The organism is Corynebacterium sp. KPL1814 (assembly GCF_000478175.1).
Classification (GTDB): domain Bacteria; phylum Actinomycetota; class Actinomycetes; order Mycobacteriales; family Mycobacteriaceae; genus Corynebacterium.
Genome location: NZ_KI515778.1, coordinates 1 through 15,143, shown reverse-complemented (window position 1 = coordinate 15,143; position 15,143 = coordinate 1). Strand labels below are relative to the sequence as shown.

At 60.3% G+C, this 15,143-nt stretch carries 13 protein-coding genes, 1 tRNA gene and 2 pseudogenes; 6 read left to right on the top strand and 10 right to left on the bottom strand.

From position 1 onward, the window contains the following. Window position 1: 1 nt before the first annotated feature. From HMPREF1257_RS09775 to HMPREF1257_RS09760, 4 genes are all read right to left on the bottom strand, one after another. Window positions 2–298, bottom strand: a complete 297-nt coding sequence (locus tag HMPREF1257_RS09775; protein ID WP_034659648.1) for a hypothetical protein — start codon at window positions 296–298, stop codon at window positions 2–4. Between the two features lie 230 nt (window positions 299–528). After that, window positions 529–966: a hypothetical protein gene (locus HMPREF1257_RS09770; protein ID WP_156904652.1), complete on the bottom strand. Its 438-nt coding sequence runs from the start codon at window positions 964–966 to the stop codon at window positions 529–531. 176 nt (window positions 967–1,142) lie between these two features. After that, window positions 1,143–1,224: transfer RNA gene (locus HMPREF1257_RS09765), tRNA-Tyr, on the bottom strand. Window positions 1,225–1,334: 110 nt separating this feature from the next. Further along, window positions 1,335–2,339 (bottom strand): polyprenyl synthetase family protein, encoded by a 1,005-nt coding sequence (locus tag HMPREF1257_RS09760; protein WP_023025146.1) that lies wholly within the window; start codon window positions 2,337–2,339, stop codon window positions 1,335–1,337. A gap of 98 nt (window positions 2,340–2,437) precedes the next feature. Between HMPREF1257_RS09760 and HMPREF1257_RS09755 the strand changes: the two genes are divergently transcribed. Beyond that, on the top strand, window positions 2,438–3,706 hold the full coding sequence (locus tag HMPREF1257_RS09755; protein WP_023025145.1) for a geranylgeranyl reductase family protein: 1,269 nt from the start codon (window positions 2,438–2,440) through the stop codon (window positions 3,704–3,706). Window positions 3,707–3,725: 19 nt separating this feature from the next. Here HMPREF1257_RS09755 and HMPREF1257_RS09750 read toward each other — a convergent pair whose 3' ends face one another. From HMPREF1257_RS09750 to HMPREF1257_RS09725, 6 genes are all read right to left on the bottom strand, one after another. Then, window positions 3,726–4,430, bottom strand: coding sequence for a demethylmenaquinone methyltransferase (locus HMPREF1257_RS09750; protein ID WP_023025144.1), 705 nt, complete (start codon window positions 4,428–4,430; stop codon window positions 3,726–3,728). An 11-nt stretch (window positions 4,431–4,441) separates the two neighbouring features. Then, a complete protein-coding gene (locus HMPREF1257_RS09745; RefSeq protein ID WP_023025143.1) occupies window positions 4,442–5,641 on the bottom strand; it encodes a glycosyltransferase family 1 protein in 1,200 nt (399 codons plus the stop codon). Between the two features lie 60 nt (window positions 5,642–5,701). After that, on the bottom strand, window positions 5,702–6,151 hold the full coding sequence (locus HMPREF1257_RS09740; RefSeq protein ID WP_023025142.1) for a DUF3592 domain-containing protein: 450 nt from the start codon (window positions 6,149–6,151) through the stop codon (window positions 5,702–5,704). Beyond that, window positions 6,152–7,774 (bottom strand): 2-succinyl-5-enolpyruvyl-6-hydroxy-3-cyclohexene-1-carboxylic-acid synthase, encoded by a 1,623-nt coding sequence (gene menD, locus HMPREF1257_RS09735; RefSeq protein ID WP_023025141.1) that lies wholly within the window; start codon window positions 7,772–7,774, stop codon window positions 6,152–6,154. Window positions 7,775–7,856: 82 nt separating this feature from the next. Then, window positions 7,857–8,609, bottom strand: coding sequence for a hypothetical protein (locus HMPREF1257_RS09730; protein WP_023025140.1), 753 nt, complete (start codon window positions 8,607–8,609; stop codon window positions 7,857–7,859). Window positions 8,610–8,689: 80 nt separating this feature from the next. Then, the gene (locus tag HMPREF1257_RS09725; RefSeq protein ID WP_034659650.1) at window positions 8,690–11,104 is read right to left on the bottom strand and encodes an excinuclease ABC subunit UvrA; all 2,415 of its coding nucleotides are present in this window, start codon (window positions 11,102–11,104) and stop codon (window positions 8,690–8,692) included. A gap of 274 nt (window positions 11,105–11,378) precedes the next feature. Between HMPREF1257_RS09725 and HMPREF1257_RS09720 the strand changes: the two genes are divergently transcribed. From HMPREF1257_RS09720 to HMPREF1257_RS12025, 5 genes and pseudogenes are all read left to right on the top strand, one after another. Then, window positions 11,379–13,358 (top strand): FAD/NAD(P)-binding domain-containing protein, encoded by a 1,980-nt coding sequence (locus HMPREF1257_RS09720; RefSeq protein ID WP_023025138.1) that lies wholly within the window; start codon window positions 11,379–11,381, stop codon window positions 13,356–13,358. Window positions 13,359–13,548: 190 nt separating this feature from the next. Continuing rightward, a pseudogene (locus tag HMPREF1257_RS09715) lies at window positions 13,549–13,696 on the top strand (transposase); the annotation flags it as partial. A 66-nt stretch (window positions 13,697–13,762) separates the two neighbouring features. After that, window positions 13,763–13,949, top strand: a pseudogene (locus HMPREF1257_RS12695) (IS3 family transposase); the annotation flags it as partial. A 120-nt stretch (window positions 13,950–14,069) separates the two neighbouring features. Next, window positions 14,070–14,336, top strand: coding sequence for a hypothetical protein (locus HMPREF1257_RS12550; RefSeq protein WP_023025135.1), 267 nt, complete (start codon window positions 14,070–14,072; stop codon window positions 14,334–14,336). Window positions 14,337–14,401: 65 nt separating this feature from the next. Next, window positions 14,402–14,956 carry a DDE-type integrase/transposase/recombinase gene (locus HMPREF1257_RS12025; protein ID WP_023025134.1) on the top strand — a complete coding sequence of 185 codons (555 nt, stop codon included), beginning with the start codon at window positions 14,402–14,404 and terminating at the stop codon, window positions 14,954–14,956. Window positions 14,957–15,143 lie beyond the last annotated feature (187 nt).

The window sequence follows — 15,143 nt, the reverse complement described above, 5'->3', positions numbered from 1 at the left end:
GCTACTCTTGCAAAAGCCAAGCAGTAAGCTCTTGTACTGCTTGGCTTTTGCCTCCCGCATAGCTCTCTTCCAGTTCTAAGGCCACCGATTCAAAGATTTTCTCAGAAAGTGCCTTAGCCCTATCCGCTGTAATTTGGCCGCGAAGATCATCTAGTGGAACAGCAAAGGCAACATCTCTGCTCGGCCTCATCCAATAAGACCGCATATCCGCAGCGTAAACTTTGGGAAACGTACCTGAGATTTGGGATTCAAGCACTACATTGCCAAAAAATAGTGTGGTTAGCCGCTTTTCTTCCATGCCCTTCATCGTATGTGAAATGAAACCCTGGAAGACGCCCCTCTCCCAAGATGAGACGGTGCCTGATACTTCTCAAAGGGCACGAAAAGCCGATTCAAAAAGCATTAGACGAGCCAAACCGACTACTTGAACAAGCACAAGAGATGTTCAATATTCCGATACCCCGGGATCTGGGTTTGTCGATTGTTAAGAGATCAAGAGTAGAGAATTCCCTCAACAGCGAATATCAACTATTTAATGGTGATATGACACGTGCCATCGGTACCAGAGCGACCTTTGGCAACGATTTCAGCACGGTCCAAATCCCCGTTATAGGTACTGGCTCCAGTTTGGATACTAGTTGTTGTGCTGGACAGTTCAACGCTATCCTCCTGCACAACTTCGTCGCCATTCATATATTTGATGATTAATTCATCACCGGGTTGACCTTCATAGTGAATGTGGGGCGTATTCTTCTCGTTATCCATTTTCACCACTTGCGGATCGCACTCCCCTTCAGCCGTAACATTCCCAAGTATTGGAGCGTCTGAGGGACGGGGCTCAAAACTCTCCAGAGAAGTATCGCCATTATTCGGTACCTCAGATTCTGCAGAGGGCTCAGGGTCTTGCACACCACAACCTACGAGCATTAATGGTAAGCAAACAGTACTGATAGCAAGCTTATTCAACCGCATGCAGACACCTTATCAATCGTTCACGTCCTGAAAACTAACCTTATTCTGGGCTATAACGAGCATCTGTTAGTCCTATTCAAGGTGTGCCGCGTCCCATTGAGCTTTCAGATCCGCCCTGCAGGAGAAAACGACGAAGCCCCACAAGCTTGTGCTTGTGGGGCTCTGTGTTGTGCCAGGTAGAAGATTCGAACTTCTGAAGGCAATGCCGGCGGATTTACAGTCCGCTCCCTTTGGCCGCTCGGGCAACCTGGCATGCACTCTGTGGTGCGTGTATGTACTTTACTATGAAGCACCCACCTACCTCCAAATCGCCAGCGCAGCGGGGAGAAATGGGGTGTGTAGGAGGGGACACCAACAAGCAGCTAGCCCACGCGGCGAACGGTGTAATCCGCGAGCTGGCGCAGCGCTTGGCTGGCAGAATTTTCCGGCAGTACGGAAAGCTGTTCTTCTACGGTGCGCAGGTAGGCGTTAATGTCCTCTAGTGCCCTCTGACGGCCGCCAGACTGGCGCAGGAGCTCGATGGCACGCTCGACCTCAGCATCGGTTTCTAGGGGGCCTGTCAGCAGCTCACGCAGCTGGTCGCCCACCTCGCCGTCCTCTTCCAAGGCGTAGAGGACCGGGAGGGTAAACACGCCCTCGCGCAGGTCGGTTCCCGGGGTCTTTCCGGAGTCCTTCGGGTCGGAGAAGATATCAATGACATCGTCCACGATCTGGAAGATCATGCCAATGGCACCGCCGATGCGGCTCAACGCAGCAGCGTATTCTTCAGAAGCGCCCGAGTGATATGCGCCGAGGTAGCCGGCAGAGGCGATAAGCACTGCGGTCTTTTCCTGAATAACGGCCATGTAGTGGTCCACGGGGTTAGCTTCGCCGGCACCGATGGTCTCGCGCATCTGGCCGGTCACCAACTCTTCAAAGGTATCCGCAAAGTGGCTTACGGTATGGGTATCTAGTTGGCTCATCAGGCGAGAGGCATGCGCGAGAAGGGCATCGCCGGCAAGGATGGCTACGGAATTATTCCACCGAGAGTTGGCGGATTCCACGCCGCGGCGGCGGTCCGCCTCATCCATCACATCATCGTGGTACAAGGTGGCAACGTGCACCATCTCCACAACGGTGGCGGACTTAATAACCTCTTCACAGCCCGGATTGGTGCCGTACTCAGAGGCAAGCAGTGCCATCATCGGACGAAAGCGCTTGCCACCTGCCTTGGACAGATGGCTTACCTTGTCCTTCAAGAAGTCCTGGCCGCGGTCAGTTTCACTGCGCAGCTTTTCTTCTACTGCTTCCATGCCCGCGCCAATGCGTTCATTAAGCTGTGGATCACCAAGATCCACGTGAGTGGCATGCGAGTGGCCGTGAGTCATTAAATAGCGTTCCTTGCAATTAAAAGCCAGAGATAATCGTTTATCTACCGTAGTCCAAACCAGCCCCCTTAACACACTTGAGGGGTTGAACTAGTGCAATGATAGTCCCTATGTCGGAACAGATCGATTCCCCCCGCCCTGTCGAAGTCGCCATCATCGGTGCAGGACCCGCAGGAAGTGCCGCGGCCATCCACGCCGCCCGCGCTGGCTATGAGACTGTCCTCGTTGATTCAGCCACCTTCCCCCGCGATAAAACCTGCGGCGATGGGCTCACCCCGCGGGCAATGCACCAGCTAGACAAGCTCGGCATCACCGTTAACGCCTCCTACCGCAACCGCGGGCTCAAGCTGCACGGCTACGGCGGAGACGTCACCGCCCCGTGGCCGCAAACCTATCCTTCCCAGTTGGGCACTGCCCTGCCGCGCTTTAGGCTCGATGCGCAGCTGGTAGAGGCTGCCACCGCCGCAGGTGCCACGCTTATATCCGGTACCCCCGCAAGCGCCCCGGTGATGGAGGGCAACCGGGTGGCCTCGTTTCGCATCGGCGAGCAGATTATTCGGCCGAAATGGCTCATCGTGGCCGATGGCGTGCGTTCTACCTTTGGCAAGCAACTGGGCCGCACCTGGCACCGGGATGAGGTCTATGGCATCGCCGCGCGCTCCTACGCTGCCTCCCCTCGAGCAACCGAGCCATGGATGCACTCGCACGTGGAATTAAAAGATGAAGATGATGCAGTCCAGCCCGGCTACGGGTGGATTTTCCCGTTGGGTGCAGAGCTAGGGCAGGTCAATATCGGCGTCGGCGCGCTATCGACCGCGCAGCGGCCGGCCAAGATTAATACCAAAAAGTTGCTGGAGTTCTACGCCGCCCAGCAGCGCGCGGAGTGGGGCCTTGGGGACATCGAACACGTCACCTCTGCCCTGCTGCCCATGGGTGGGGCGGTCTCTAATGTAGCGGGGGCCAATTGGATGCTCATTGGCGATGCCGCCGCTTGCGTGAATCCTTTAAACGGCGAGGGCATCGACTACGGCCTCGAGACCGCTGCGCTTGCGGTGGGCATGCTCGGGCCGAAGGATTTCACCCTCGCGTGGCCAGCTACCCTGCGCGAGCACTACGGCGAATCCTTCCTGCTCGCGCGCACGGCCGCCCGCCTGTTGACCTACCCGCAATTCCTGCCCGTGGCGGGCCCATTGGCACTGCGCGGGCCGGTGGGCCGCTTGCTGATGCCCGCCGCGGCCCGCCTTATGGGCAACCTCATCACGGAGGAGGACCGCGACCTTATCGCCCGCCTGTGGCGCACGGCCGGCCGCAGCGTAGGCGCAATCCGGCGCAATACGCCCCTGTGGGCCTCCACCGCGGCGGTCTAGGAGGGCTCTGCAAGGGGTTTTACTTCGGGGCATCGGCAAGCGGCTTCGTTGCCGAGTGCAAGGCGACGATGCCTAGGGTGAGGTTTTGCCAACCCGCGTCGGCCCAACCATTGCGGTTGATGGCCGCCGCCAACTCCTCTTGGCCAGGCCAAGCGCGGATGGATTCCGCGAGGTAAATATAGGCATCCGGGTTGGAGGAGACCACGCGCGCAACCGGGGGCAGCAGGCGCATGAGGTATTCCTTGTACACGGTGCCAAATACCGGGACGATGGGCGTGGAAAATTCCGCCACCGCCAGGCGCCCGCCCGGCTTGGTCACGCGCGCCATTTCCCGCAGCCCCAGCTCGTAATCGTGGATATTGCGCAGGCCATAGGAGATGGTGACGGCGTCAAACGTATTATCCGCAAAGGGCAATTTCATGCCATCGCCGGCCACCTTAGGCACGTCGCGCTCGCTTCCGGCGGCGAGCATGCCGCGGGAAAAATCGCAGGCTACGCACCACGCACCGGACTTGGACAGCTCTTCAGTGGACACCGCGGTTCCGGCCGCGAGGTCGAGGACCTTCTCCCCCGGTTGCAGGTTAAGGCGCTCGCGGGTGCGCTTGCGCCAGCGCTTGTCCTGCCCAAAGGACAGGATGGTATTGGTGAGGTCGTATTTTTCGCCGACGGCGTCAAACATGCGCGCGACGTCGAAGGGCTTTTTATCCAGATCTGCCTTAGACACAAATGCCTAGTCTAGGCTACGCGCGCCCCAAGGGCACGAGCCGCCCACCGTGGCAGCTCCGGGCGCTGCCCCAAAATGGTCAGCGGCACCCGGCGGGTATCTTCCAGTACCTCTTCGTAGTAGCCCACCAGCTGCTCGCACAGCGCGGTCCACGTCTTCGAAGAAATGGATGCGCGGGCATTATCGCGCAGTTCGGAGTGCACCTCTGGGTTGAGGAGCGCATCGACGGCATTGGGCAGGTCCTCGACAAAGCTATCCACGTCTAACAGCAGGCCGTTATAGCCTTCCTGGATAAGGTCCACGGGCCCTCCTGCCCGTGGGCCGATGGTGGGCACGCCCGAGGCTTGGGCCTCCTGGATGGACTGGCAGAAGGTCTCAAATTCGCCGGCGTGCACAAAGACATCAAGCGAGGCATAGGCCTGAGCTAGCTCCTCACCGCTCAGCGCGCCGGTAAACACGGCGTTGGGAAGCTGCGCCTCCAATAGCGGGCGTTCGGGTCCGTCACCAACGATGACCAGCTGAATATCCTCGCGGCCATTGAGCGCGGACAGGCGGTGCACGCCCTTTTCCGCGGCCAAGCGGCCGACGAAGCCGACGATGTTCTTCTTTCCGCTCCGGTCCCAGCTGCGCCGCAGGGTGGCAGAGCGCTTTTCGGGATGGAATAGCTCGGCATTGACGCCGCGGCCCCAGTGGCGCACGTGCTTGATGTGGTGTTTTTCCAACTCCCGGATGGTCAGCGAGGACGGTGCCAAGGTCATCTGGCAGGAATTGTGGATGGTACGCAACCACTCCCACACGCCATAGGCCAAGGCGGAGGCGTGGTACTTGGTGGCGAACCCGGCGACATCGGTTTGATAGAGCGCCACTGCCGGAATGCGCTGTTGGCGGGCCGAAAATGCGCCCGCCGCACCCAGCACGAACGGGCTGGCTAGGTGGATGATATCGGGCTTAAACTTCCGCAGCGCGTCATCCACGGCCGTGGTAGGCACGCCCACCGGCAGCGAATCCACCAGCGGCACGCGCACGGTGGGCACGCGGTAGATGGGAAAGCCCAAATAATCAGGGATTTCTTCTTGACCCTCGCGGGCACCGGGGGCGATGACAATCGCATCGTGTCCGGTTTCGTGCAGGTGCTCTAAAACGCGCAGCACCGAGTTTGTCACGCCATTGACATTAGGGAGGAACGATTCGGCCACGATTGCAACTCGCATGCCACCATAATGGCTTATTTTTCTCGGCCTTTGGTGAATCCAATGAAAAATCTAGGTAAATTATTTTTCAGCGGGTTTTTCAGCGCGGCGGGTGGTCAGGTTAATGAGCCGCCACAAACCCACGGCGGCAAGCGTCGACACGATGGCCACGGACAGCGCCGGTATGACCGCCAAGGTCCATTCGCGGCCTTCTACCTTCACCAAATCCGGATTATCCTCGGCGTACTGCACCCACACCTGCTGGCCCTCACCCAGGTCGGTGGGATAGAGCAATCCTTGCCGCGGGGAATGATAGATCCCGTCACTATCTTGAAAATCCACGGTAGTGCGCAGCACGCCGACGTCCTTGACCGTTGCCAAGGCCCGGCTAGGCTGCGCGGAAATGGCGCGGTCATTGAGGAATGGCCCCACCACGAGGCCCACCGAGCCCACGATCAGCGCCACATAGACGGCCAGCACGAGCTGGTGCAGCCGGCGCCGAAACACCGCGGGCGTATAGCGCGGGGCCACTTACTGGCCCACCTTCTGCGTGAGCTTATCCTGCAGCGCCCGGCGCGTAGCACGGGTGGTCTGCGCTTCTACGATGGTGATGCCCGTGGAGTATTCCTTAAGCTCTGCCAGGGTATCCAGCAGCTCCTGCGGGGTGGTCACCAAGCGGTAGTCTGCGCCATACGCCTCTGCCAGCTTGCCGATGCCCACCCCATGCGGCGTGCCAAAGGCCGGCTCAAAGGCATCGCGAAGCGCGGGCGCGCCTTGCTCCAGGGTCTCGAAGATGCCGCCGCCATTGTCATTGGCCACAACGATGGTGAGGTTCTCCGGCCGCGGCTGATCCTCCGGGATCAGCAGACCGTTGGCATCGTGCAGGAAGGTCACATCCCCTACCAGGGCCATCACGCGTGGGGCACGCCAATTGGTGGGATCCAACGATTGCGTGGCCAGGGCGACACCGATGGCTTGGGAGACGGTGCCATCGATGCCCGCCACCCCGCGCGGGGCGTAGGTATCCACGCCGTCAAAGGGCAGCCCGATGAGGGAGGCATCGCGCACTGGATTCGAGGCGCCGAGTACCACCGTGTCATTGACCGCGAGCGTATCGCCTACCGCCGCCGCTACGTGCAGGCCGGTGAACCCGAGTTCTTCATCCTCCAGGGTTGTGCGCACGGCCTCGCCGGCCATGTCGGTCGCTCCTTGGCAGATCTTGAGCCACTCGCGGCTTGGCTCCCCGGTGGTCTTGACGGTGGTGCCAAGGCGCGCGTTATCCCCGCGCTGGTTGGTAAAGTCCGCCGTGCGCGAGAGCACCACCAGCTCGATATCCGGGTCATTCATCAGCGCAAGCACGCCGCGGTGCAGCGTGGGATGGCCCACCACGATGACCTGCTCGACCTTGGTATTGACCACGTAGTCATTCGCGGAGACCTGCGCCTTGCGGAAAATATGCGCCGCAGCCGGGTGCACGGGGTGGAACGGCCCCGGCGCGGAGGGCTCCGCGATGGTCGGCACGTCTTCTAAGCCCTCGACCTCCCAGGCCTCATCGCCGGCGATAACAAGGGTATTTTTGCTCAAGTCCACCGCGACCTCGCCGTGGTCATAAAACCGCGGGGTGGCCGCGCGGGTGCCATCGCCACCTACCCGCTCCGGCAGGCTATCTCCTACCAGGGGTGCGTCAAAGGCGATATTGATGTGTACCTGGAGGTCGCGCTCAAACCGCTCTGCAATGGCGGCGATATCCTCTTCCGCATTGACCTGGGTGGTATCCGCATAGACGCCGAAGATGCCATCTTGCACGATGGTTTGGGAGGCACCGGTGCCGATTAGCCGCTCCGGGCGGTCCGCGCTGATTATGGCCAGCGGGGTATGCGAATAGTGCGCCTCAACCACCGCGGGCAGCGTATTGGCCACGGCCGTGCCGGAGGTCATCACCACCCCGACGTGGCGGTGCTGCACGCGCGCCATGCCCAAGGCAGTAAACGCGGCGCCGCGCTCATCAATGCGCGTATGCACCCGGATATCCTCGCGCGCGAGGAGCGCGAGCGACAGCGGTGCGTTGCGGGATCCCGGGCACAGCACCACATCGGTAAGGTGGCGCGCCAATTGGGCGGCCACCTGTTCAGCCAGCTGCATCGATTCATTCATGCTGCCAGATTTTACCTACTGCGGCGCGGCGGCTGGCAATCGGCAATCCTGCCAGGCCGCGCCACTCCGCCGCTACTACTGTCTAGCCCTGCTGCTGGTCGCCGCTATTGCCAAATAGATCCCGCAAGAGGCGTTCCACGTCGAGGTCATCGCCTTCTTCCAGGCGGTCCTGGATGTCCGGTGGCAGCTCGGTAGGAATATCTTCGGGGAGCTCGTCTTGCAGGTTCGGCAGATTGCGCAAACGCTCAGAAATATCAGGGCCGGAATCCTCAGTTTCGGTCACCGTGGTGGGCACCTGCGTGGTCGTGGTTTCCGTCACCGGTTCTGGTGCCGGCTTATCGGCATCGCTTGCCGCATTGCGCCACAGGAAGAACAGGGCGCCCGCCGCCAGGATGGCAACCACGGCGATGGCGGCGAAGACCCCGGCCATCCCGCCGTTTTTCTTTGCCCTACCGCGCTGGTCCGGGTCATAGTCCGACGGCACCGGCTCATATTGCTGCTGAGCGTATTGTTGCTGGCCATACTGTTGTTGACCGTACTGCTGTTGGCCATACTGCCCGCCGGGCTGCTGGTAGTTTTGTTGGTAATTCTGCTGGTAATCGGTGTTTGCGTCGAATTGCCGCGTCTCATTCTGCGGCTGCTGCGCGCCCGGGAAATACTGCTGCGGGCGCTGGTTGCGGGCATTACCACCCGCATTATCTGGAACGCGGCCTATCTGGCGCGTGGCATCCTCGGCGGGGCCAGACCACTGGCGGGTCTCGTCAGTGCCGCGGTCCTCATTATGAGAGCCTTTTCGGCCATTGGAACCGTTTTCACCAAAGCCATTATTTGTCATGCCTACCAGCTGTACCTCATTTTCCTGTGAGATCCCAGAGAATTTCCCAGATGCCAGCGTTGAACCGGAGGGAGAGGATGCTAGCTCTGAGGCTGACGTGCCCGCAGCGCCCTACCGGTCGCGGTATCTTCTGCGGCCAGCTGGCTTGGGGTGGCATCCGCGATGATCTGCCCGCCATCCGCACCGGCGCCAGGGCCCATCTCGATAATCCGGTCCGCGCTCGCCAGAACGTTGAGATCGTGTTCGATGACGATCACGGTATGCCCGGCATCGACGAGCTTGTGCAGCTCCGCATTGAGAAGGGCAATATCGGCCGGGTGCAGGCCGGTGGTGGGCTCATCCAGCATGTAGACCGTGTGCCCGCGCCGCGAATTGCGGGAGCGCTGCAGCTCCGTGGCGAGCTTGATGCGCTGCGCCTCGCCGCCGGAAAGCTCCGGCGCGCCTTGCCCCAAGCGAAGGTAGCCCAGGCCCACGGCCTGCAGCGTGGCGATGGCGCGGTGGATCTTTGGTTCCTCGGCAAAGAACTCGGCGGCCTCATCCACGGTAAGCTCCAGCACCTCTGCGATGCTGCGCCCGTGCCAGGTCACCTCGAGGGTCTCATCGTTGAAGCGGGCACCGCCGCATTGCGGGCAGGTGGTATAAGAACCTGGCAAAAAGACCAGCTCAACCTCGATTTTTCCGGCGCCACCGCAGGTGGGGCACTGACCCTGCTTGACGTTGTAGGAAAAGCGCGAGACCGTCCACTTGCGCTCCTTGGCCTCCGGGGTGGAGGCAAAGAGCTTGCGCACGTTATCAAAAAGGCCGGTATAGGTGGCCAGCGTGGACCGCGGGGTGCGGCCAATGGGCTTTTGGGAAATCTGCACCAGACGGGAGACCTTATCCAGGCCCTCTACCCCGGCAAGCGAGAACTCGTGGCCGGCTTCGTCTGCATCATCTTTATCCTCATCGGCCACGGCGGTAGCGGACTCTTTGAGGGTTTCTGCCAGCACGGTGCTCACCAGAGTCGATTTACCGGAGCCCGATACGCCGGCCACAGCGGTAAATTGCCCCAGTCCAAAGTCCACATCGAGCCCGTCGATGCTGCGCGCGGAAATGCCGCGCAGGCGGAGGTGGTTGGAGGGGGTACGGGGGGCATCGGCAAGCGCGAGCTCACGCTGCGCCAAGGCGCGGGCGGTGGGGGTATCGGCGTCGTAGTCCTGGACCGGCCCGGAATAAACCACTTTGCCGCCGCCCTCGCCGGCGTAGGGGCCAACGTCCACGAGCCAATCCGCCTGGGCCACCAGATCCATATCGTGTTCTACCAGCAGCACCGAATTGCCGGCGGCGATGAACCGGCGGCACATCTCCAGTACCGCCCCGCGCTCATCGGGGTGCAGGCCGGCGGACGGCTCATCGAGCACATACGCCACGCCAAAGAGGCCGGAACGAAGCTGGGCGGCGAGCCGGATGCGCTGCAATTCACCCGCCGAGAGGCTCTGGGTGGGCCGGTCCAGGCTCAGGTGCGCCAACCCCAGCTCTAGGGCGGAGGTCAGCGCCGGCAGTACCTGCTTGAGCAGCAGATCCTCAGCGGAATTCTCCTCCGGTTCTTGCGCGCTAAGCACCTCATAGACCTGGTCCAGCGGCAGCGCGCCCAGCTTGTCGATGCTCATTCCCGCATACGTCACCTTGAGCGCCCGCGGGTTCAACCGCCGGCCGTGGCAGGTATCGCACTCGCGGGATTCCATGAAGGACAACGTGCGCTTGCGCAGCGATTCCGATTGGGTCTCCTGCAGCGTCTTGGTGAGGTAGCCGGCTACCGAGCGCCACGTGCCCTCATAATTGCGCTGGATCTGGTCCGCACCGCGCAGCGGTTTTACGGTGACCACGGGGCGTTCTTCTGTAAATAGGATCCAGTCGCGGTCTTCCTGCGGCAGGTCTTGCCAGGGCGAATCCAGGTCATAGCCTAAGTTCATGAGGATATCGTGGAAATTCTTCCCGGCCCATGCACCGGGCCAGGCCTTAATGGCGCCTTGCTCAATGGACAAGGTGGGATCGGGCACCATCGATTGCTCGGTGGGCTCGTGCACCACGCCCGCGCCTTGGCACTGCGGGCACATACCCTCAGGGGTATTCGGCGAAAATGCATCCGAGTAGAGGCCCTCCGGGTTATCCCCGGCGCGCGAGTACAACAGGCGCACGCTATTAGATAGCGCGGAGACCGTGCCCACCGTGGAGCGCGCCCCGCCGCCAGAGGTGGATTGCTGCAGCGCCACCGTGGGCGGCAAGCCCTCCACCTGGCTTACCTGTGGGTCCACCGCGGAGCTAATGAGCCGGCGCGCAAACGGCGCCACCGATTCCAGGTAGCGGCGCTGCCCTTCCCCGTGGATAGTGCCAAAGGCCAGGGAGGATTTTCCGGAACCGGATACTCCCGTCACCGCCACGAGTTGGCCGCGCGGCATATCCACATCGACATTGCGCAGGTTGTGTAAGTGGGCATCGCGAACCTTAATTGTCATGTCCGCGATCTTACCCGCGCGCGAGTCCTCCGAGGCAACGCCGGAGCCCATCACCCCCGCACCCTCCGCACCGCGCCTGACCTACCGATCTGTCTACCGTTTTTCCTGCCAAAAAATTAATTTCACGGTCTCCCGAGGAGTTCCGGCTGGAGAGCGTGCCTCGCCACCACAAAGCCACAGCCGCTGCATATTTAGCCACCACACTTACTGATAGACTTCATTGTCTATTATGACGATTCCGCTTGGTCTATAAGCTAGAAGGTAGGGCTCCGCGTTGACCGATAACACTTCATCCATCGCGCTGATTGGACTTGGCCCCCGCGGCATTTCCGTCCTCGAGCGCCTCGTGGCACAACTTAATACTGTGTCTCACCCACCAGAAAAGCTGACGCTGCATCTCATCGATGACGCGCAGCATGGCGGCGGCAAGATTTGGGATATCAACCAACCCAAGTACCTGTGCATGAATACCTTCGCGCACGGCATGACGCTGTTTTCTGAACCCGGCTCCACCGTGGAGGCCCCAGTGGTTGAAGGCCCCACCATCTACGAGTGGATCCGCCTGACGCTTGGCGATGCCACCGTTCCCGCCGGTGCCCGCGATTACGTCGCCGCCCACCCACTCGATCCGCAGGTCCTTGAAGAATTCGGCCGCGCAGAGCTGGAGAAATTGCGCCCCGAATCCTATTTGCCGCGCGCGCTCTACGGCCACTACATCCTGTGGGTCTTCCGCTCGGTCCTGCAGGACGTACCGGAGTGGGTAGAGGTCAAGCAACACCACGCCCGCGTGGTGGATATTGAATCTCGCGATGGCGCGGATATTTTGCACCTCAACAACGACACCACCGTTGAGGCCGGCTCCACCTTGGCGATCACCGGCTGGCAAAACCAGGGTTATACCGAAAACGAGCGGTGGATCTTAAAGACCTTGGAAGATAACCCCAGCCTGCGCTGGATTCGCGCCGATAATCCCATTGACCAGGGCGTTGACTCCATCAAGGACAACGAGAAGGTCCTCGTGCGTGGCCTTGGTATGGGCTTTTTCGATATCCTCATCCTCTCCACTGTGGGCCGCGGCGGTAAATTCGTCGAGGATTCCTCCAAGCCTTGGGGCATGCGCTATGAGGCCACCGGCACCGAGCCCACCTTTGCGGCCGCCTCCCGGCGCGGCTATCCCTTCCTGCCGCAATCCGAGGAAGGCTCCCTGCCACCAGCAGCGGAGATCCCGCGCCTGAAGAAGGTCGTCGCCGAGCTATCCCACCGCACGGGCGCGCGCTCCATTAATTATGACACCGAGGTGTGGCCGGCGGTTGCCCGCGATGCCTACCAGGCCTATATCGATACCCTCGCCCGCGTCGAGCCGGAGAGCCTGCGCACCTCCCGCGAGGAGATCATCGCTGCTCTCGATGCCACCCCGGTGGATGCAGGCGTGGCCTATAGCGGCCTGGCCCAGCTCGATGAGGTCATCCGACGCTATACCACCAAGGATTTCAGCCTGCTGCGCTGGATGCACCTGCTCACGGAGGATTTTTCCAGCCAACAAGAGCTCACCGAGCACATCGTGCAGAGCCTGTGCGAGGACCTGGCAGAGGCCCAGAAGGGCCCGGATAGCCCGGTGCGCGCCGCCTTGTGGTCGGTCGGTTTCTCCCGCAAGCCCACCCAGGTCCTGGGCGCCGAGGGCCGCTATACCCTGGAGTCGCGCCACCACATGTTCGATAAGGCCATTTCCTTGGGTCAGACCACGTGCTCCGGACCGCCGCCCTTCCGCACGCAGCAATTGCTGGCGCTTGTCGATGTCGGCATCGTCAGCTTCGTCGGCGGCAACCCCGTCTTGGGCACGAATGCCGACGCCGGGGAATGGACCATCAGCTCCAGCGCCTCTGGCGGCAAGCGCATCCCGGGCACGACGCTTCTCGATGCCTGGGTGCACAAGCCCGATATCCGCCGCACCCCGCACGATTCCTTCATGCACTCCCTCGTGGAATCCGGGCGTGTGCGCGCATTTACGGAAACCGCCCGCGATGGCATCGAGGTACCTACCGGCTCGCCCGCCGAAGACCCCGATACCCGCCAGGTACACAACGCCGACGGCACCGTGGATGAGCGCCTGCACCTCGTAGGAATCCCCGCCCACGCCGAGTACCCAGATACCACCCTGGCCCCGCCGATTCCCGGCACCGATTCGTGGTTCATCCAGGAAGCCGATAAAGCCGCCGTGCACGCGGCCCAGGTAGCACTCGCGGGGCAAGCGTAGCTAGCAGCGAGGGGGTAGGCAACCGCCTGCCCATTACGCTGTTAGCAGTTCCGTTCGGAGGAGCCCAGGATTCATACCCCTAGCCCCTTGCTGGGGCAGGTTATGTTTATCTGCGTTCGGACCTGACCCCCATTTGGTGGACACCTGATATCCAGCCCAGTCGGACTGGGAAGAAAGGTAATCTACCACCATGTCCAGGTACTCCGAACAGTTCAAACGCGATGCCGTGGCCCTCTATGAAAACAATGAGAACCTCTCGCTGAACTCAGCATTAGCCGAGCTCGGCATCAATCGAGCTTCGCTGCATTCTTGGGTCAAGAAATACGGCACGGGCAAACGTGCCCGCATAAAAGCCGTGCATGAGAAAGCCCAAGCGGCGAATGATTCTGCGCGAATCCGCCAGTGAGACAAAAGAAAACGCAAAACTGCGCGAAGAACGCGACATTCTGCGTAAGGCCGCGAAATATTTTGCTTAAAGCAACTCACTGGTGATCCTCTTCCAGTTTGTCGATGACCACCGAACCGAGTACTCGGTCAAGCGGATGTGCCACGTGTTAAAGCTGAATCGTTCCTCGTTTTACAAGTGGGTGAGCACCCGTAAAAAACGCAGGTTAAAGATGTGTTCCGATGCCCTTATTGGTGCAAGAATAAAGACCATCTTTGAAGTGTCCCAGGTTTTGTTCCGTTTGAGTAGATGGGAAAATCTGGAATATGCCAAGAAAATTTGACCAGGATGCGAAGGACCGTGTGGTCCGTCTCGTGGAAGATCGCATCTTGGCAGAAAATATGTCGATGCACCCCGCGTGCCAGGCAGTAGCCCCAAAGCTGGGGGGTTTCATGGCACACGGCTCGTCAATGGACTTAAGCCTGCCCGCCGTGCAGGAAACACCCCAGAACCTGTGTGTGAAGATTTGGCCGCCGAAAATGCCAGGCTGCGCCGTGAAAATCACCAGCTACGCGATACTAATGAGCTGCTGAAGGCTGCCTCGGCTTTTTCGCCTCATGACTCGACCCGAAACGTTAAGAAATGATCCGGTTCATCGATGAATACCGGAATCGTTTCTCTGCCCGAGTTCATTTGTAAGACGTTGAAAAATAGCCGAACTGGTGGGTTTATCACCTCGCGTGGTTATCGCCAGTCCAAGGCCCGTGGATTAAGTGCTCGTCGCCTTCGTGATGCTGTTCTGGTTGAACGCATTAGTGCTGTTCATCGGGATAATTACGGTGTTTACGGCGTGCGGAAAATGTGGCATGTTCTTAACCGTGACGGAATCGATATCGGTCGTGAACACGCTACCCGGCTGATGCGCCTGGCCGGTGTTTCTGGCAAAGGCAAAGGCGGATCACCGATTACAACCCGAAAAGCTAACGTGCCTGATCTGCGCCCGGACTTGGTTGAGCGTGAATTCAAAGCTCAAGGCCCGAATAAACTGTGGGTGGCGGACATTACGTATATGCGCACGAAGAAAGGCTTTGTGTATGCCGCGTTTGTCACCGACGTTTACTCCCGACGGATCGTTGGGTGGGCGCTGTCAGATTCGATGCGGACTTCAAGCACTGCCGCTGCAAGCTCTCAACCAGGCAATCGTGTGTGCTGAGGAAACAACAGGTCTCATTCACCATTCGGATCACGGATCGCAGTATGTCAGCGTGGTCTACAACGAGCGACTTGCCCAGCATGGCATTGACGCTTCCACCGGAGAGTGTCTAATGGTTTGTGTGTGGGAACCTAACCCGCATAAGGAGATGAACCAGAATGACTACTATGGCGAGACGAGATCCGGC

Coding starts and splice junctions, on each gene's coding strand:
- HMPREF1257_RS09745 (WP_023025143.1), bottom strand. CDS start 5,641: ATGCGAGTTGCAATCGTGGCCGAATCGTTCCTCCCTAATGTCAATGGC.
- HMPREF1257_RS09775 (WP_034659648.1), bottom strand. CDS start 298: ATGGAAGAAAAGCGGCTAACCACACTATTTTTTGGCAATGTAGTGCTT.
- menD (WP_023025141.1), bottom strand. CDS start 7,774: ATGAATGAATCGATGCAGCTGGCTGAACAGGTGGCCGCCCAATTGGCG.
- HMPREF1257_RS09755 (WP_023025145.1), top strand. CDS start 2,438: ATGATAGTCCCTATGTCGGAACAGATCGATTCCCCCCGCCCTGTCGAA.
- HMPREF1257_RS12025 (WP_023025134.1), top strand. CDS start 14,402: ATGAATACCGGAATCGTTTCTCTGCCCGAGTTCATTTGTAAGACGTTG.
- HMPREF1257_RS09730 (WP_023025140.1), bottom strand. CDS start 8,609: ATGACAAATAATGGCTTTGGTGAAAACGGTTCCAATGGCCGAAAAGGC.
- HMPREF1257_RS09725 (WP_034659650.1), bottom strand. CDS start 11,104: ATGACAATTAAGGTTCGCGATGCCCACTTACACAACCTGCGCAATGTC.
- HMPREF1257_RS12550 (WP_023025135.1), top strand. CDS start 14,070: ATGCCAAGAAAATTTGACCAGGATGCGAAGGACCGTGTGGTCCGTCTC.
- HMPREF1257_RS09760 (WP_023025146.1), bottom strand. CDS start 2,339: ATGACTCACGGCCACTCGCATGCCACTCACGTGGATCTTGGTGATCCA.